The sequence below is a fragment of the Ruegeria sp. AM1 genome (genome assembly GCF_056540745.1).
In genome coordinates, this window is the sequence record NZ_JBQFXH010000001.1 from 1,365,073 (window position 1) to 1,383,221 (window position 18,149).

Annotated in this window: 17 protein-coding genes; 12 read left to right on the forward strand and 5 right to left on the reverse strand. The window is 58.5% G+C overall.

Annotated elements, in window-relative coordinates:
- The first annotated feature begins 32 nt into the window (after nt 1–32).
- The 4 genes from ACR0I7_RS06820 to ACR0I7_RS06835 all read left to right on the forward strand — a co-directional run bounded on the left by ACR0I7_RS06820 (nt 33) and on the right by ACR0I7_RS06835 (nt 4,803).
- The gene (locus tag ACR0I7_RS06820) at nt 33–1,292 is read left to right on the forward strand and encodes a hypothetical protein (protein WP_480509466.1); all 1,260 of its coding nucleotides are present in this window, start codon (nt 33–35) and stop codon (nt 1,290–1,292) included.
- 95 nt (nt 1,293–1,387) lie between these two features.
- Entirely contained in the window at nt 1,388–2,899 is a 1,512-nt protein-coding gene (gene gatB, locus ACR0I7_RS06825; protein ID WP_480509467.1) for an Asp-tRNA(Asn)/Glu-tRNA(Gln) amidotransferase subunit GatB, read from the forward strand.
- 150 nt (nt 2,900–3,049) lie between these two features.
- Nucleotides 3,050–4,306 (forward strand): peptidase T, encoded by a 1,257-nt coding sequence (gene pepT, locus ACR0I7_RS06830; protein ID WP_480509468.1) that lies wholly within the window; start codon nt 3,050–3,052, stop codon nt 4,304–4,306.
- Between the two features lie 80 nt (nt 4,307–4,386).
- Complete coding sequence (locus ACR0I7_RS06835; protein ID WP_480509469.1) at nt 4,387–4,803, forward strand: DUF4177 domain-containing protein; 417 nt, start codon at nt 4,387–4,389, stop codon at nt 4,801–4,803.
- Between the two features lie 13 nt (nt 4,804–4,816).
- Here the strand turns inward: ACR0I7_RS06835 and ACR0I7_RS06840 are convergent, their stop codons facing one another.
- The 3 genes from ACR0I7_RS06840 to ACR0I7_RS06850 form a co-directional block, all read right to left on the reverse strand.
- A complete protein-coding gene (locus ACR0I7_RS06840; RefSeq protein ID WP_480509470.1) occupies nt 4,817–5,548 on the reverse strand; it encodes a hypothetical protein in 732 nt (243 codons plus the stop codon).
- Nucleotides 5,545–6,258 carry a hypothetical protein gene (locus ACR0I7_RS06845; protein ID WP_480509471.1) on the reverse strand — a complete coding sequence of 238 codons (714 nt, stop codon included), beginning with the start codon at nt 6,256–6,258 and terminating at the stop codon, nt 5,545–5,547. Before ACR0I7_RS06845 ends, ACR0I7_RS06840 begins: the two co-directional genes overlap by 4 nt.
- Nucleotides 6,259–6,417: 159 nt before the next feature.
- Nucleotides 6,418–6,672, reverse strand: coding sequence for a BolA family protein (locus ACR0I7_RS06850; protein WP_480509472.1), 255 nt, complete (start codon nt 6,670–6,672; stop codon nt 6,418–6,420).
- A 107-nt stretch (nt 6,673–6,779) separates the two neighbouring features.
- On the opposite strand from ACR0I7_RS06850, the gene ACR0I7_RS06855 reads away from it, so the two are divergent.
- Nucleotides 6,780–7,406 (forward strand): J domain-containing protein, encoded by a 627-nt coding sequence (locus ACR0I7_RS06855; protein WP_480509473.1) that lies wholly within the window; start codon nt 6,780–6,782, stop codon nt 7,404–7,406.
- Nucleotides 7,407–7,412: 6 nt separating this feature from the next.
- Here ACR0I7_RS06855 and ACR0I7_RS06860 read toward each other — a convergent pair whose 3' ends face one another.
- Complete coding sequence (locus ACR0I7_RS06860) at nt 7,413–8,435, reverse strand: endonuclease/exonuclease/phosphatase family protein (protein ID WP_480509474.1); 1,023 nt, start codon at nt 8,433–8,435, stop codon at nt 7,413–7,415.
- A 204-nt stretch (nt 8,436–8,639) separates the two neighbouring features.
- Between ACR0I7_RS06860 and ACR0I7_RS06865 the strand changes: the two genes are divergently transcribed.
- Nucleotides 8,640–9,245, forward strand: coding sequence for a methyltransferase family protein (locus tag ACR0I7_RS06865; protein WP_480509475.1), 606 nt, complete (start codon nt 8,640–8,642; stop codon nt 9,243–9,245).
- Nucleotides 9,246–9,293: 48 nt separating this feature from the next.
- Here the strand turns inward: ACR0I7_RS06865 and ACR0I7_RS06870 are convergent, their stop codons facing one another.
- Nucleotides 9,294–10,241: an SDR family oxidoreductase gene (locus ACR0I7_RS06870; protein ID WP_480509476.1), complete on the reverse strand. Its 948-nt coding sequence runs from the start codon at nt 10,239–10,241 to the stop codon at nt 9,294–9,296.
- A 150-nt stretch (nt 10,242–10,391) separates the two neighbouring features.
- On the opposite strand from ACR0I7_RS06870, the gene ACR0I7_RS06875 reads away from it, so the two are divergent.
- The 6 genes from ACR0I7_RS06875 (at nt 10,392) to ACR0I7_RS06900 (ending at nt 18,127) form a co-directional block, all read left to right on the forward strand.
- Nucleotides 10,392–11,285: an AraC family transcriptional regulator gene (locus ACR0I7_RS06875; protein WP_480509477.1), complete on the forward strand. Its 894-nt coding sequence runs from the start codon at nt 10,392–10,394 to the stop codon at nt 11,283–11,285.
- A 222-nt stretch (nt 11,286–11,507) separates the two neighbouring features.
- Nucleotides 11,508–12,494 (forward strand): cobaltochelatase subunit CobS, encoded by a 987-nt coding sequence (cobS, locus tag ACR0I7_RS06880; protein ID WP_480509478.1) that lies wholly within the window; start codon nt 11,508–11,510, stop codon nt 12,492–12,494.
- Nucleotides 12,478–12,936 carry a hypothetical protein gene (locus ACR0I7_RS06885; RefSeq protein ID WP_480509479.1) on the forward strand — a complete coding sequence of 153 codons (459 nt, stop codon included), beginning with the start codon at nt 12,478–12,480 and terminating at the stop codon, nt 12,934–12,936. Before cobS ends, ACR0I7_RS06885 begins: the two co-directional genes overlap by 17 nt.
- Nucleotides 12,929–14,806, forward strand: coding sequence for a cobaltochelatase subunit CobT (cobT, locus tag ACR0I7_RS06890; RefSeq protein WP_480509480.1), 1,878 nt, complete (start codon nt 12,929–12,931; stop codon nt 14,804–14,806). Before ACR0I7_RS06885 ends, cobT begins: the two co-directional genes overlap by 8 nt.
- 300 nt (nt 14,807–15,106) lie before the next feature.
- Complete coding sequence (locus tag ACR0I7_RS06895; RefSeq protein ID WP_480509481.1) at nt 15,107–16,273, forward strand: alpha/beta hydrolase; 1,167 nt, start codon at nt 15,107–15,109, stop codon at nt 16,271–16,273.
- A gap of 63 nt (nt 16,274–16,336) precedes the next feature.
- Nucleotides 16,337–18,127: an aminopeptidase P family protein gene (locus tag ACR0I7_RS06900; protein WP_480509482.1), complete on the forward strand. Its 1,791-nt coding sequence runs from the start codon at nt 16,337–16,339 to the stop codon at nt 18,125–18,127.
- Nucleotides 18,128–18,149: the final 22 nt, after the last annotated feature.

Below are 18,149 nucleotides of genomic sequence, written 5' to 3' on the forward strand. Positions count from 1 at the left end.
GTTTAAGTGTGTGTACAGTTTCGAGTTTTCCAATGTTCTGGTCGTTCAGGGCACGTTCTGCCCGTACAACAAACCTCACCCAACCCACTGCGCATGTTGAGCGTATCCGCGATGCTGGCTTGCCCGGTTCGCTGGCAGACACGGGTCAATTGCATATCCCGGTGGCACAGATGTGCGCCGGTGATCTGATTGGCCGCGATGCCATCGAGCGCGGCCGATATCTGGCCCGGCAGGATATGTGGGAACAGCTTTCGGACGAGATGCGCGCGGCAGACACCGCCCGGCGCGCGGCCCCCGGAGGGTTACCGATTGCGGATCTGCTGGCCTTTGGGGCCCGGTCGGACGTGGTGCTGGCTGTTGAACACGCGCTGTCCGACGGCAAAGCCATCTCTGACTATGACCTGCTGGGCGGCATCTCAGAGCTTGAGGGCGAACTTCAGGATCACTCGGACGATCCCATGATCGGGTTGATCGTCGCGCTGGCGCATATCGATCTGGCCTGGGCCTGGCGCGGCACCGCACTGGAGGCCACGCTGCCACCGCTGCACCAATCACGCTGTACCGCCCATTTTGACCGCGCTGCCGCCATTCTGCCTGACTGCAAACGCGCTGCGCCGGACAGTCCTGCCGTGGCTGCGGCTGATTGCGCCCTGCTGGCCGGTCAACGCAAAACCCGCGCGCGGGTTGCGGACCGGTATGAAAGCCTGATTGCGCTTGACCCGCATAATTATCGCCACATGCGCGCGATGGGCAGCCATCTGCTGCCGCGCTGGTTTGGCAGCTATGAAGAGCTGGAGCTGCAGGCCCTGCGCAACGCGGCGCAGACACAGGAGATCTGGGGCGCAGGCGGCTATACGTGGGTTCAATTCGATGCGATTGCACTGGATGAGGGCGCCTGCGCAAGGGTCGATGTGGAATTCTTTCTGGAGGGCTTGCATGACATCGTGGACCGCCGCCCCGACCAGCAGACGATCAACATGCTGGCTGCCTATTGCGCCATCACCTTACAGAACGGTCTAGGCTTGGACGAACATGCTGATCTGGCCCGCACGCAGATTTGCGAGGCCGCCGACTGGCTGGTTCGCGATCATCTGACCGAACTGCATCCGCTGATCTGGGCCCATGCTGCAGATGGGTTCAACAACAGTGTCCGCATCAATTCCCCCGAACGGTTCGCCGCGCGCGGGCAACGCGCCGCTTTGCGCACCATCCGCGACCTGTTCCGTGACGAGTTATGCAGCGGAAAAAGCGTCACATTTACGCCGACGGGGCCGCAGTTTTCCAGAAACTGACTTGCCAATGGCCCTGAGTTTCCCAATTCCCCTTGCCCCCTCGCGCGCACGGGCATAAGACGCAGGCTTAGATTTCTGCGGATATGAGGCGCGCCATGCTCGACCTGACATACGAAATGCCCAAACCCAAAACCATTGCCGGGGCCAAGCACGACTGGGAACTGGTGATCGGGATGGAGGTGCACGCTCAGGTCTCATCCAATGCGAAACTGTTCTCGGGCGCATCAACGCAGTTTGGCGCGGAACCCAATGCAAACGTGGCCTTTGTGGACGCGGCGATGCCAGGCATGCTGCCTGTGATCAACGAGTATTGCGTTGAGCAAGCCGTGCGCACCGGGCTGGGCCTGAAAGCGGATATCAACCTGAAATCGGCCTTTGATCGCAAGAACTATTTCTACCCGGATCTGCCGCAGGGATACCAGATTTCCCAGCTTTATCAGCCCATTGTGGGCGAAGGTGAAGTGCTGGTCGAGATGGGCGACGGCACCGCGCGCATGGTCCGGATCGAACGTATCCACATGGAACAGGACGCGGGCAAATCGATCCACGACATGGACCCGCATATGTCCTTCGTCGACCTGAACCGGACCGGTGTTTGCCTGATGGAGATCGTCAGCCGCCCCGATATCCGTGGCCCGGAAGAGGCCGCCGCCTATATCGCCAAGCTGCGCCAGATCATGCGCTATCTGGGCACCTGCGACGGCAACATGCAGAACGGCAACCTGCGGGCGGACGTGAATGTCTCGATCTGTTTGCCGGGTGCGTATGAGAAGTATCAGGAAACACAGGACTTTTCGCATCTGGGCACGCGGTGTGAGATCAAGAACATGAACTCGATGCGGTTCATTCAGCAGGCGATTGAAGTCGAAGCCCGCCGCCAAATCGCAATTGTCGAAGCTGGTGGCGAGATTGACCAGGAAACCCGTCTGTATGACCCGGACAAGGGCGAAACACGCTCGATGCGGTCCAAGGAAGAGGCGCATGACTACCGCTATTTCCCCGACCCCGACCTGCTGCCGCTGGAGATTGAACAGGCGTGGGTCGATGACATCGCCGCCAAGCTGCCCGAGCTGCCTGACGACAAAAAATCACGCTTTATCAGTGAGTTCGGACTGACCGATTATGACGCCTCTGTCCTGACCGCCGAGGTAGAGTCAGCGGCGTACTTCGAAGAAGTCGCCGGGGGCCGCAGTGGCAAGCTGGCCGCGAACTGGGTCATCAACGAGCTGTTTGGCCGGTTGAAAAAAGAAGACCACGAGATCACCGAGTCTCCGGTTTCGCCCGCGCAGCTGGGTGGCATCATCGACCTGATTGCGTCGGATGCCATCTCGGGCAAGATCGCCAAGGATCTGTTCGAAATCGTCTATACCGAAGGCGGTGACCCGGCGCAGATCGTCGAAGAACGCGGTATGAAACAGGTGACGGACACGGGCGCGATTGAGGCCGCCTTGGACGAGATCATCGCCGCCAATCCGGCGCAGGTTGAGAAGGCCAAGGTGAACCCGAAACTCGCCGGCTGGTTCGTCGGTCAGGTGATGAAGGCGACCGGTGGCAAGGCGAACCCCAAGGCCGTTAACCAATTGGTCAGCCAGAAGCTGGGCCAGTAAATCTTATGATTTGTACAAACCGGACAGCAGGGTTTGTCCGGTTTGTACAAAACCAAATCCGCAGAATCCGCTAGATCGAAGGGGCAGGCAATCCGCTTGACACCCCCAGAATTTGTGCTCTCTGTTTGCGGTCACAGAGAGGTAGGTTTCATGCAGAAAAAATTTGATCAGGAACTCGAAGACCGGCTGATGCGCTATGCGGCCATCAACAGTCAGAGCGATGAGACATCCCCGTCGACCCCCAGCAGTTCGATCCAGATGGATATGCTGAACCTGCTGCACCGGGAATTGACCGAAATGGGCGCGCAGGATGTCGAGATGACCGGCGACAGCGTCGTCGTTGCGACCATTCCGGGCACCGCCCCCGGCCCGACCGTTGGCTTTCTTGCGCATGTGGATACAGCCCCGCAGTTCAATGCCACGGGTGTCAAACCGCGCGTGATCAAGGGCTACAACGGCGGCGATATCAGCTTTCCCGATGACCCCGACCTGATCCTGTCGCCCGATGACCACCCCTATCTGGCGGAAAAGATCGGACACGATCTGATCACCGCTTCGGGCACAACCCTGCTGGGTGCCGATGACAAGGCGGGTGTGTCGATCCTGATGACCATGGCGCGACATCTGCTTGAGAACACAGACATCCCGCATGGCCCGATCAGGGTCGCCTTTACGCCGGATGAAGAGATCGGGCGCGGTGTTACCGAACAATTGCCAAAGGATCTGGGCGCGGATTTCGCCTATACGCTGGATGGTGGCGAAGTGGGCGAGATCGAATACGAGAGCTTTTCAGCCGACCGCGCGGTGATCAAGATCGCCGGTGTGTCGATCCATCCCGGTCTGGCCAAGGGCAAGATGGTGAATGCGGCGCATCTGGCGGCAAAGATCGTGCAGACCCTGCCACAGGCCACCATGACCCCCGAAGTCACCGATGAGCGCGAGGGTTTCATCCACGTCACCGACATGAATGGCGGCTCATCCGAGATGGAAATCAAGCTGATCCTGCGTGATTTCGAACTGGACGCGCTGGAGGCGCAGCGCGAGATCGTCCGGCAGGTCTGTGCCGCCGTGCAGGCCACCGAACCGCGGGCCGAAATCACCTGTGACATCTACCACCAGTATCGCAACATGCGCTATTGGCTGGAAAAGGACATGACACCAGTTGATCTGGCGCGCGAGGCCAGCCGTGAACACGGGGTCGAGCCGCTTTCGGTCCCGATCCGGGGCGGCACAGACGGGTCGCGGTTGACCGAGTTTGGCACGCCCTGCCCCAACATATTCACCGGCATGCAATGCATTCACGGGCCATTGGAATGGATTTCAGTGCAGGATATGGCGCTGGCGACCGAGGTTTGCCTGTCGGTTGCGCAAAAGGCAGCGCGGACTGACGGCAACAGTGCGGGCTGAAATCCGCCAAGCGCGCGTGGTGTCTTTCACCCGGCGGCCAACATGATAAGTTGGCCGCAACAGGCCCTTAGGAACTCTCGATGCAGCGCTACGAATACAAAGTTGTCCCCGCCCCGCAAAAAGGCACCAAAGCCAAGGGCGTGAAAACGCCCGAGGGGCGGTTTGCCAATTCGATTGAGCAATTGCTGAACCAGATGGGTCAGAGCGGCTGGGAATACCAGCGCGCCGAGCTGCTGCCCAGTGACGAGCGCACCGGCCTGACGGGGTCAACCACGAACTGGCGCAATGTGCTGGTGTTCCGCCGCGCCGTCACAGCGGCTGAGGCGGCCGTGCCCGCCCCGGAGCCTATTGAGATTGCCGAAGACGTCCCGCAAGCCAAACCGATCCCCGGACCCGAAGAGATCGCGGCCCCCGCCCCGATTTCCGAAGAGGCGGAGGAGCCGCCCTTGTCGCTGAAAGGGGCCGAGAAGGTTTCGGACACATCGGAGAAAGAATGAGGTCAGGCGGTCTTTACCGATCGGAGGCTTCTACGGGCAAGACAACGAGCTTGACGGAGTTCCACGAGATTTCCATCTTTTCCTGTTTGCCCGTGTCGGCGGTAAGCGTTAGCCAGTCTTCTGGCAGCTTAACCTCAAGTATTCCCATCACCTGATCCGGACTAACCGTCGAGGGCAGCTTCAAATGAACGGACTCGCTCTTTTGTCGAGAGACGCGAACCTCGAGCGGACCTGAAAGATGTGCTGCGTATTCTAAAAAGGTGCCTACTGCTCCGTAATACCCAGTTCTGTTAGATTCAGAGCCGACAAGGTCATATCTCAAACGGTCTAATCGGGCATTCCCCACCGCGCCTGATAAAACTGCCTGGCCTGCTTGCGGCCGAAAGTAATTGCGAAATGCGCATCCCGTCAGCTCAACTTTCAGATCGAACTGAATGCTTTCATTGACCTTTTCAGTTTCCTGCTCTGTCGGTTGATTGAGATCGGATGAGGCCGCTTTGATCAAAAACGCTCCGTGCTGGCCGACGCTGAAGTTGGTGGTAAGACGGACTGGACGAAACTGTTCGGGGCAGGATTTCGCCACGCTCTCGTCGGGCAACGCCTGCAACGTAGCGGTCATGATCTGCTCCTGTTCGAAGTCTACCCTCCAGTTACGCGCTGATGCGATGTTGGCAGACGACACGAAAAAGATGCAACCTGCTGCCAAACAATGCACAAATTTGAACAGGCGCGCATCCGGTGTCATGGCTTTGTCCCCTTGGGCGTGACTTCGACCCAACTGAACACGGACACATCTGTGAGAAGATCATCCTGACCAAGACGAGACTCAGCGGCTAGATCCTTCAGGCTCAGCTTAATTTCCAACAAGCCCGCTGTCTCACCGAGGGGCTCGTCAGAACCGCTCTCGGTTTTCCGAGCATCTCGAGGGTGATAGATGAGGGTCAACCGGTTGTTTTCTTTAGGTTCAATCGCGTCCTGGGCAAATATCCTGAAGTTCCCAACCTGACCAGAGAGCGTATAAACAGCACCTACAAACTCCGGAAAGCCAGCATATTCACAAAACAGTAGCTTTGCGCTCAGCTCGACATCTACTGCTTCAGCTTGCTGATTCTCCGGAACGAAAGCTCTGGTGAATCTGGCGGGAGACTCTTCTTGATCCTCGGCTATCTTGCCCGCTCGGCGAACGATCACCTTCTTTGACGGTACCAGCGTCTGGACAAATGGCAACAGATCGAAGCCCGTGCTTTGCAGACTATGTCGCATATCGATCTTAACAGGATTGCCCGAGGCTTCGCAGCTATGTGCATGCCTGTCAGGCACGACCAATACGGGTTGCGAAACAAGTCCCGTCTCAAGAGAGATATGCAGGTTTGGGGATTCCGCAGCACCAGCCCCAGTAGCCGCGCCCAGCAGAAATACAGCGCAAAAAGCCGGTTCTTTGAAAAAGAGTTTCATAATGACAGCGACTATAAAGATCGTTTTAGGCGAAAAATTGTCTTAAACGCCGGATTTTAATCACTTTTGCTATGAAGAGAACCCCTTTTATCGCATTTGGGCCGCTTTCGCGTGGGAGCCGTCGGGAAGATAACTCCGGCGTACAGCCTCGATCTGGTGTCAGGTATCAATGTCCAAAGCCAGCGCGTGGATGCGGGGCACAATGTCGCCAAGCGCCTTGTGCACGGCGCGGTGGCGGGCCACGCGGGACTGGCCGGCAAAGGCGGCGGCGCGGATGCGGACATTGAAATGGCTCTCGCCGCCTTCCTGAAAGCCGGCATGGCCGCGATGGCTTTCGCTGTCGTCGATCACCTCAAGCTCATGCGGATCAAAGGCAGCTTGCAGGCAGGTGCGGATTTCATCAGTCACAGTCATTTTTCTGCTCAGCGGCAAAAATTTTACCGCTCCCCTCTTCTACTTTCGGCCACTTAGATTAAACTGCTGCCTCCGAGTCGAAAAGATGCGTTCGTGAGGATGATTGCATGGTGAAGTCAGATCCCTTTGGATTCGATATGTCCGTTTCCAGCGCCAAGAAAAAGAACCCGCGTGGCCGCCGGGGCATGTCGGGCGCATCCGAGACGTCCGTGCGAATCTGTGACCACCCCGGGTGTGAAGAACCGGGCAAGTTCCGCGCGCCCAAGGCACCGGATGTCTTGGATGATTTCTACTGGTTCTGTCAGCAGCACGTGCGCGAATATAACCAGAAATGGAACTTTTTCGACGGCACCACCGAGGCAGAGCTGAACGCGCAGCGGTCAAAGGACAAAGTCTGGGAGCGTGAGACCAAACCGATGGGCGACCCGGAAGCGCGCGCCTGGGCGCGGCTGGGCATCGAGGATCCGCATCAGGTTCTGGGCGCCAACAGCACGCAGAACAAGGGTCGTACATCCGGCAATGGCGGACGCCGTCTGCCCCCGACCGAACGCCGCGCCATCGAGATTCTGGAGGCCAACGACAGCTGGACCAAGGCCGAGGTACGCAAGGCCTATAAGAAGCTGATCAAGGTGCTGCACCCGGATATGAACGGCGGCGACCGATCCCAGGAAGAACAGCTGCAAGAGGTAGTCTGGGCCTGGGATCAGATCAAGGACAGCCGGAACTTCAAATAACGCCGATCACTTCAGCGTCAAATCAACGACAAGCGGTCGATGGTCTGACGGCTGTAGCTCGCGATGGTGCAGGCTGGTGTCAGATACGACCTGATCCTCAAACTCCTGCACGGCCACACGGCCCGCCCAGTCGAACCGATCAGTGATGCCCTTACTGATCCCGATATGGTCGATCACCAGCTCGCGCTCCTCGCCTTCGATGAAGTCAAAGAATTTGGCTGTGAAATCGGACGAGGTTCCGTTCAGCAACACATGGGTCAGCTGTTTGTCACGGTGAAAGATCGACCCGAACACCCGGTCGACCACGGAATGTGTGAGGAAGTTCCGCTCGAAAAAGTCGGAGCCAGGGCCGTCATTCAGGTCGCCACAGACCACGATATTGGCGGATGGGTCATCTTCGAGAATGCGGTCGATGAAGGTGCGCAGCCGGTAGGCCTCGCCGCTGATGCGACGGCGCGCGATCAGGGATTTCGAGAAGTACTCCAGCCGGTCTTGCCCACCATTTTCGAACAGCTGCCTTCCTCCGTTGACGAATTTGGACTTGAGGTGGTTGTTGATCAGCCAGAAACTCTGACCGTCGACCGTGAAAGAGATCACCTGTGGAACCCGGGCAAAATCGACCTCTTCCAGTTCGAGATCGGCGTTGGTGTCGGCATTGAAGGGCCCATCCAGCGCTATATCGCCCACAGTTGTCTCGCCTTCCTGAAAGGCGCTGATCCCGCGCCCGTCACGCGCCACGACCAGCAGAGCCTGCGCACCACCCGAGCCGCGTAACGTCTGCCAGGTGCCACCGACGAAATCGGTTAGAAACTGTTGGATTTCGGGCAGTCCCGGCCCCTCTTGTATGGCGATCATATCGGGATCGACATCCCGGATGACCTGCCCGACACGGGCTGCCAGCGCAGGCACATCGGAAATGGCCGGAGAAAACGAGCTGCCGCCAAACGAGTCGCGCATTACGGCGGGCGTCTGGTTGCCTCCCTCCCACCAGCTGTTCATGTGTTCGATATTCCAGTTCATCAGTCGCATGTCCAAATCCTTTTGTTCAAATACCGTCAGTCTAATCCGTTTTTGTAAAATCACCGCAACGGGATGATAGCACATCTGCGCGTGTTTCACCGAACCCAGCTGATCGTCCTCAACTTGTTACAAACCCTTGTTACGGCCTGTCCAACGGGCCGGGCCCCGCGCCCACTTCTGACCTGGAAACGACCTGTTCTGATGGAGTTCGACATGGAACATCTGATCACGATCCTACACGCAGGCGCGCTGTCGACCGCCCTGGGCGCGGCACTGCTGCTAAGCGGATATCTGGGGCTGAACCTGCGCCTGCCACAGCTAGGGCTGTGGCCCAGCGCCAACGGATGGCGACATCACACCGCCTTTGGCCTATTCCGGCTGTTTTGCGGCGCGACCGTGGTTTTCGCCCTGAGCGAGGTCTGGATGAACGGCTGGGGCCATTGGCTGCGCTATCTGATCGGTCTGCCGATCATGGTGCTGTCGTTTGGCATCACGCTTTGGGGCTATCGGTTTCTGGGGCTCGACAACACCTATTGCGAAAGCGAGGGGTTGGTAACGGGCGGCATGTATGCCTATTCGCGCAACCCGCAATATGTGACGTCGGTTCTGGCCACGGTCGGTCTGGGGATCGCCAGCGGTTCCTTCATCACACTGGCGCTGGCGGCGATCCTGTTCGTGATTTACTTTCTGTTCGTGCTGAACGAGGAACGCTGGCTGCTGCAGGGCTATGGCCGCGCGTTTCAGGAGTATATGCAGAGCACCCCGCGGTTCATGGATGAACGCAGCCTGATCCGGGTGCGCGACGCGATCCGAAACTAGCGTTTTGCGTCGCCCGCTGCGGGAAACCTCAAATTGATTGGTGGTTGCTCAGAACGCCCAGGTGAAACCTGTTGCCTTTTCGGACACCTCCCACAGCTTGACCATGACGGGTTTGTCATGGGCATGCGCATTGAGCGTGCCCTTGCCAACCGGTCCCACGAATTCCATACGGCCAGTTGGGCCGTAGAGCGCGCGCTGCTCTAGCCCATCTTCGGTTGCGCACATGACTTCTGGATATGCCCCCTGTTGGGCCGTTTGAACCATGGGGGACTTGGCCATGAGCCACCACGCGATCCGAGTCAGCAGACCACCGCTGGTGCTGATCAGTGACGTTGCCGACGATCCGGGGTGACAGACATAGACCCCAACCTTCTTTCCCACGGTTTTCAAGCGATCCTGTAGTTCATAAGCAAACATCATCTGCGCCAGTTTAGATTGGCTGTAGACTGGGTTGGCGCTGTAGTTTTTGTCCCAGTTCATGTCCTCGAACTGGATCGTCCGGATGCCCATGTTGTAGCCAAGGCTTGCAACAACAACGATCCGGCCGTCTGACTGCTCGATCCGGTCAAACAACATCCCGCACAGCACGAAATGGCCGTAATGGTTGGTCGCAAGCTGACTTTCAAATCCGTCAACCGTAAAGCGCTGCGTGGGCACTTGCGCAATGGCTGCGTTGCAGATCAATGCGTCGATCCGGGGAACGGATTTGAGTACCTCCTGCGCAGCCGCGCGCACGCTTGCAAGTTCGGAAAGGTCCATGCGGACAAAGCTCACATCGGCATCCGCGCCAAATTCGTTCTTCAGCGCTGCGACGGCGGCGGTTGATTTGTCGGCGTTCCTGTTCAGCATGACGACGCGCGCGCCCTTGGACATAAGGATGCGTGCGGCCTGAAACCCAGTGCCGGCATTTGCACCGGTAATGACGTAGGTTTTGCCCACAAGCGAACCAAGCCGTTCAGGCGTCCAGCCATCAGGTCCAAAGGTTGTATCTGGCATTGATTTCCCCTCAACACGGAGTTTTGTTGTTATCTTGGGGTTGCAGATAACTCTCACCCTAGCCTTCAAAAAGGCGGGATCATCTCGTTTACTTGCCTGATTGTATCAGGATGGTTGCTATTGCTGATTAGCCGACCTTAGATCGTCTGCATGGGAAAAGATCAGATCAAGCAGCTTATCGAAGGCCGGACGGAGCGTGAGGGGCTGACGGAAACCGGCATAAAAGGCTTGCGTCTGTTCCGGGCGACGCAGGCGATCCCATGCGTTCCCGCGGTCTATGAACCCTGTGTCGTGGCGATTGTAACCGGGACAAAAGAGGCCATTCTGGATGGTCAAAGATATGTCTATGACAACAGCCGATACCTTTGTTGTCCGATGTCGATGCCGGTCAAAGCCGGAACGCCCACCGCTTCGCCGGAAAACCCGTTATACGGCGTTCTGGTTTCATTGGACCCACGCATAATGACGGAAATGACGATGGAGATGGAAAGCGCCGGGGGCGTCGCGCCAAAGGTCAAGGGCGGCTTGCGCGCGCAGGGGATCAAACTTGCCGCCTGGGAGGTGGCGTTCATCGATGCTTTGCAGAGGCTACTGCAACTTGGCGCCAGCCAGACGGACACAGCGGTCCTTGGTGAAGGGCGGCTGCGCGAACTGTATTATGCGATCCTGAAGGGCGAGGCCGGTGTTTTTGCACGGCAGGCCTTTGGCGTGGGCAACGCGATTGCGCGATCCATCGCGCATGTGTCGTCCCAATTGGACGCACCGATTTCGATTGATGAAATGGCTCGCCGCGCAGGCATGAGCCGCGCGGTCTTTCATCGCAAATTCAAGCAGGTTACGACGATGACGCCCATCCAGTTCGTGAAATCGATGCGCCTGAACAGCGCGGCGATGAGGATTGCGGCGGGCATGACGGTCAGCGAAGCGGCGATGGCCGTAGGCTATGTCAGCCCATCTCAGTTCAGTCGCGAGTTCAAGCGCATGTACGGGCAGTCCCCCCGGAAATGGGGTGATACTCAGCAACTGCCACCCGGAGTTGCCTAAAGCCTAGTGCTGCCTGACGGCACCGAAACGGATTTTGTCCGGAAAATCCGGCGCATTGCGCAGAAGGCTGCCGAGGGCTCAGACCCACTTATAAGGCCAGTTTCAAAGAAACATCTGGCTTAGTCCTTTGCCGCATCGCTTTCCCTTGCCCTTACCAGCAATATGTTGCACCACACACGTGTTCATTTCCGGTGAACGGGTTAAAGGATAAGGACGACGCGCATGGCTGACGGATCGATTGATATCAACGCAAAACCCACCGAAGAGATTTCGGTCCGTGAAGTATTCGGTGTTGATACCGATATGATCGTCAAGGGCTTTGCCGAGCGCAGTGACCGTGTGCCCGCCATCGACCCGACCTACAAGTTCGACCCCGAGACGACGCTGGCGATTCTGGCCGGGTTCTCTCACAACCGCCGCGTGATGATCCAAGGCTATCACGGGACGGGTAAGTCGACCCATATCGAACAGGTCGCCGCGCGTCTGAACTGGCCCGCCGTGCGGGTGAACCTGGACAGCCACATCAGCCGGATCGACCTGATTGGTAAGGACGCGATCAAACTGCGCGACGGCAAGCAGGTTACCGAGTTCCACGAAGGTATCCTGCCCTGGGCGCTGCGCAACCCGGTCGCCATCGTGTTCGACGAGTACGACGCGGGCCGGGCCGATGTGATGTTTGTGATCCAGCGCGTGCTGGAGCATGATGGCAAGCTGACGCTGCTGGACCAGAACGAGATCATAACGCCGAACCCGAACTTCCGCCTGTTTGCCACCGCAAACACTGTGGGTCTGGGCGACACGACCGGTCTGTACCACGGCACACAACAGATCAACCAGGCGCAGATGGACCGCTGGTCGCTGGTCTCGACGCTGAACTATCTCAGCCACGATGCTGAGACGATGATCGTGCTGTCCAAAGCGCCGCTCTATAATACTGCCGAAGGCCGCAAGACCGTCAGCCAGATGGTCACCGTCGCCGACCTGACCCGGACCGCCTTTATGAATGGCGACCTGTCGACCGTGATGAGCCCGCGGACGGTGATCAACTGGGCGCAAAACGCCGAGATTTTCCGCGACGTCGGCTATGCCTTCCGCCTGTCCTTTCTGAACAAGTGCGATGAGCTTGAGCGTCAGACGGTCGCAGAATTCTATCAACGCTGCTTTGACGAGGAATTGCCGGAAAGCGCCGCGAGTGTCAGCTTGGGTTAACTCGAAACTACTAACTACTTTCTTCTGTTCGGCTTTGCTTGCAAACCCACAAATAGGTTCTGCAAAAACGTCGAACCAGAATGGCTTCGAAGCCCTGCGGCCTATCTCGGCGAGCCCGAGAATTGAAGAAGTAGACTTTGTAAACAAGAGGTGTGTGGCATTCCTTGAAGCGCTTTACACGTATCGTATTGTCCTCTCCAGTCCTTTTGTATTCCCAAAGGGCGCGGCAGATGGGATATTCGATTGGGCGTTGGACCTAAGAGCAAGTAGGGAGCTAAGGGAAGTATCGGATTTGAGGTTCACGCCCGAAGTTCGAGAGTACATAAGCCAATACATGGAAGAGTTTGGCCCAGTGACATACCCTTCTCCAGTACCTAACAAAGGTCTATATAGTTCGGATAAGGCGACATGCCTAAAAAGGTTCGGAAACAGCGATGAGTAAGCCAAACGACAATCCCGCCGATCCGTTCAAGAAGGCGCTGGCCGAGGCCACCAAGGTGATGGCCGATGACCCCGAGCTGAACGTCACCTATACGGTCGATCCGTCGGGTGTTTCGGGCGAGTCGATGCGTCTGCCTCAGGTCAGCCGTCGGATGACCCGCGAAGAGGTTCTGCTGGCGCGCGGGACGGCGGATGCTTTGGCCTTGCAGCGCAAGTATCATGACGACGCGACCCACGCGCGCTATGCGCCTCCGGGGGACATGGCGCGCGATCTCTATGAGGCGATGGAAACCGCCCGATGTGAGGCGATGGGCGCGCGGGATATGCCCGGCACAGCGTCCAATATTGACGTTAAGATCGGGCATGAGGCGATCCGGCGCGGCTATGACCAGTGCAAACAGCCTGCGGATGCGCCTTTGCCCGTGGCTGCTGCGTATCTGATCCGGCATCTGGCCACCGGACGTGACCTGCCGCCCGCAGCCGAGAATGTCATGAACCTGTGGCGCGGGTTCATTGAGGAACAAGCGGGCGGAACGCTGGAGAACCTCGACGAGATTCTCTCGGATCAGGCGGAGTTTGCCAAGTTCACCCGGCAGATGATCAAAGACCTGGGCTATGGCGATCAGCTGGGCGATGACCCGGATGAGCTGGACGAGGATCAGGAAGATCAGGCGCAGGACGATGCCGAGGAACAGCCTGATCCCGACAGCACCGGTCAGGATGATCAGGAAGAACAGGACGCCGATGCCAGCCCTGAGCAGTCTCAGGAAGAGCAGCAGGACCAGTCTCAGGCGCAGGTCTCTATGGACGAGATGTCCGAGGATGAGATGGGTGATGAGGCCGAGATGCCCGAGGGCGAAGCCCCGCTGGAGCCGCCTGCCCCACCGCCCGCGTCCGAGGCCGATCCGGACTATAAGGTTTATCTGAATACCCATGACGAAGAGATCGACGCCGAGGATCTGGCGGAACCGGCCGAATTGGAACGGCTACGGGCCTATCTGGATCAGCAGTTAGAACCGCTGAAAGGCGCGGTCAGTCGTCTGGCAAACAAATTGCAACGTCGGTTGCAGGCGCAACAGAACCGCAGTTGGGAGTTCGACCGCGAGGAAGGCATTCTGGATGCCGGTCGTCTGGCGCGGGTGGTGGCAAACCCGACCACACCGCTGAGCTTTAAGGTCGAGAAAGACACCGAGTTCCGCGATACGGTCGTGACGCTGCTGCTGGACAACTCGGGCTCAATGCGGGGGCGTCCGATCTCGATCGCGGCGATCTGCGCCGATGTACTGGCGCGGACGCTGGAGCGCTGCAACGTGAAGGTCGAGATTCTGGGCTTTACCACGCGGGCGTGGAAAGGCGGTCAGGCGCGCGAGGCGTGGCTGAACGATGGCCGTCCACAGCAACCCGGACGTCTGAACGATCTGCGCCATATCGTCTACAAAGGGGCGGATGCCCCGTGGCGGCGGGCACGGCCCAATCTGGGCCTGATGATGAAAGAAGGCCTGCTGAAAGAAAACATCGACGGTGAGGCGCTGGAATGGGCGCACCGCCGGATGCTGGCGCGGCGCGAGCAACGCAAGATCCTGATGGTGATTTCAGATGGCGCACCGGTTGATGATTCAACGCTGAGCGTAAACCCGGCAAACTATCTTGAGAAACACCTGCGCGATGTGATTGCGATGGTCGAAAAGCGCAAGATGGTGGAACTACTGGCCATTGGCATCGGCCATGACGTGACGCGGTACTATGACCGCGCGGTGACGATCACCGATGTGGAACAGCTGGCCGGTGCCATGACCGAGCAACTGGCGGCCCTGTTCGACAGCGACCCGCGCGCGCGGGCTCGGGTGATGGGGATGAAGCGGGCCAGCTAGGTGCGTTGTCGCTGCACGGCGGGACGATATGCTGTTTTTAGCCATCCGATCAGGGTCGTTTTGATCGTGTTCCGGGTTTTTCTGCGGGATCGAGTGGTTCTAGGTTGGTGCCGGATCGCCGGATAGCGCAGCAATGCGGTGTCAAAGGGAAGCATCATCGAGGCAACTCCTATCTGTTTCCCCCAGTCTGGAGATGACGCGCCCCGTCCGCTTGAAGGCAATCCTGAGAATTCCTCGAGAAACCCTTGGGGATTGCCATTGAACCTTGTGACCCAGTTGGAAACGGAGTGTATTCATCGCATGCGCTATGAGTTTGCAGATTGTGTTCTGGATGTTGATCGCCACGTGCTGTTGCGCGGGGGTGAGGCGGTGCCGGTTGAGCCTCAGGTCTTTGATCTGCTTGAGCTTCTGGTTCAAAGCCCCGAACGTCTGGTGACGCGCGATGAGATTATCGAGCGAGTTTGGAATGGGCGATTTGTTTCGGAATCGACGATCAGTGCGCGTGTCGCAACTGCGCGCAAGGCCGTCGGTGACGATGGCAAGGCGCAGCGGATCATTCGCACGATTGTGCGGCGTGGATTGCAAATGGCGACTGAGGTAACGTGCGAACGCAGCGCACAACCCACCATCGATCAACAAACCCAGCAATTGCGATATGCCCGCAGCCAGTGCGGTCGCATGATCCCCTATACGCTGTCCGGAGATGGCCTGCCCGTGCTGCGCATTGGTTCGGTTATTCATGATCTTGAGGCCGAATGGCGGCTGGCATTTGAACGCAAACGGCTCTCTGACTTTTCAAATCGCTTTCGCCTACTGCGGTACAACAAGGATCATGGGGCCAGCTCGAACGGCGATCATCAGGCGGTTTACGATATCCGAATTGCCGAGATTCTGGCGGTGACCGAGGCGGCTGGTTTTGATCATTTTGCGATTCTCGGCGAATTGGGCGGAACCTTTCCTGCACTGCATTTTGCAGCCGAACACCCGGAACGGGTCAGCAAGTTGGTGATCGCGGGCGGTTGGGCCGAGGGGCGTGATCATCGCGCAGATGCCGCGCAGCCGGATTCAATCCGCACGCTGATTGCGGAAGGCTGGCAAATCCCAGGCAGCGGCTATGCGATGAGCTCCAGCCTGAGCTATTTCCCGGATGGCCCGCTGGAGGATGTCCGTGAAATGGTGAGCGAGATGCAGATGCTGTATTCTCAGGAACAAAAACTGAAATACCGTGATATCGGCAACAGCACGTCGGTGTTGCATTTGCTGCCGAAAATCAAGTGCCCGACGCTGGTTCTGCACGGGCGCAATGCTGCGGTTCACCCCTTGTCTGAGGCACGCAAGCTGGCAGAAGGCATTCAGAACGCCTCGTTGATGGTCCTTGAGACGGCCAACCAAATCCCCTTGCCCGGCAATGCGGCCTATCCAGTCTATCTGCAGGCCGTGCAGTCCTTTCTGGATGATGAAACCTGATTGCTGGACATTTGCCCTCGCAGGCCTCAGGTTTCAGCGCGTTACGCATTGAACGAGGCCGCGATGTTCCAGTCTTTCGAAGTTACCTCACGCCCGGAACAAGGGCCGCCGCGGCTGGCCGCCCTGCGGCAGGAACTGGCGCGCGAGGAGCTGGACGGGTTCCTGATCCCGCGAGCGGATGCACATCAAGGCGAATATGTCGCCCCTCGGGATGAGCGTTTGTCGTGGTTGACCGGGTTTACCGGATCGGCTGGTTTTTGTGCGGCACTGACGGATGTGGCCGGGGTGTTTATCGACGGGCGCTATCGCACGCAGGTAAAGGCTCAGGTCGCGGATGTTTATACGCCGGTGCCCTGGCCCGATGTCAGCCTGAGTGCGTGGTTGAAAGAACAGCTGCCCGACGGCGGCAAGGTCGGTTTTGACCCCTGGCTGCATGCGGCCGGGCAGATCACCAAAGCACAGCAAGAGCTGGACGGCAGCGGTATCGAACTGGTGCGCAGTGACAATCTGGTGGATCGGATATGGCAAGACCAGCCCGACCCGCCGATGCAGTCAGTCAAGGCCCATCCGATTGAATTCGCCGGCGAAAGCGCTGAAAGCAAAATCGGCAGGCTGGCCGATGATCTGAGACGCGATGGACGGATGGCAGCGGTGATCACGCTGCCGGATTCGATCATGTGGTTGCTGAACATCCGCGGCTCGGACATTCCGCGCAATCCGGTGGCGCACGGGTTCGCCATTCTGCACAGCGACGGGCGCGTCGACCTTTTCATGGCCACTGCCAAGCTGAAAGGGCTTGGAGATCATTTTGGGCCTCAGGTAAGTCTGCGCGCACCCGAAGCTTTTCTGGACGCAGTCAGCAATCTGGACGGCCCGGTTCAGGTTGATCCGGGCACGCTGCCGCAAATCGTTGCTGACCTGTTGGGCGACCGGATGGTCGATGGCGGCGATCCCTGCGCCTTGCCCAAGGCCCGCAAAAACGCGGCTGAGATCGCGGGCAGTGCCGCTGCGCATCTGCGCGACGCGGTAGCGGTCGTCGAATTGCTGTGCTGGCTAGATGGCCAAGCCCCGGGCACCGTACGCGAGACGCAGGTTGTCACCCGGCTGGAAGAGTGCCGCCGCAAGGACAATGCATTACGGGATATCTCATTCGAGACCATCGCAGGCACCGGCCCCAACGGCGCGATCATGCACTACCGCGTCACTGAGGACACTGACAGCCGTCTAGAAGACGGTCACCTGCTGGTGCTGGACAGCGGTGGGCAATATCTGGACGGCACCACCGACATCACCCGAACCATTGCCATCGGTGCGGTCGGGGATGAGGAAAAGGCGTGCTTTACCCGTGTGTTGAAAGGCATGATTGCCATGTCGATGCTGCGCTGGCCCGTGGGGCTGGCCGGGCGGGACATCGAATGCGTTGCACGCCAGCCGCTGTGGCTGGCGGGGCAGGATTTCAACCATGGGGTCGGACACGGCGTCGGCGCTTATCTGAGCGTGCATGAGGGCCCACAACGACTGTCGCGCGTCAGCCATGTGCCGCTGGAGCCCGGCATGATCCTGTCGAATGAACCGGGATATTATCGCGAGGGGGCCTTTGGTATCCGCATCGAAAATCTGGTGGTTGTCGAAGAGGCCCCGCAGTTAGCGGGCGGAGATTCTGAGCGCGCGATGCTGTGCTGGCAAACGCTGACCTACGTGCCGATCGACCGTCGCCTGATCGTAGTGGACATGCTGACGCGGGAAGAGCGTGCGTGGTTGAATGCCTATCATCACGAGGTTACAGAAAAGGTCCGACCGCGGCTGAGCGAGGAGGCGCAGCTGTGGTTGGATGCCGCAACCGCACCGGTATGACACTGGGCTGTTACAAAAACGG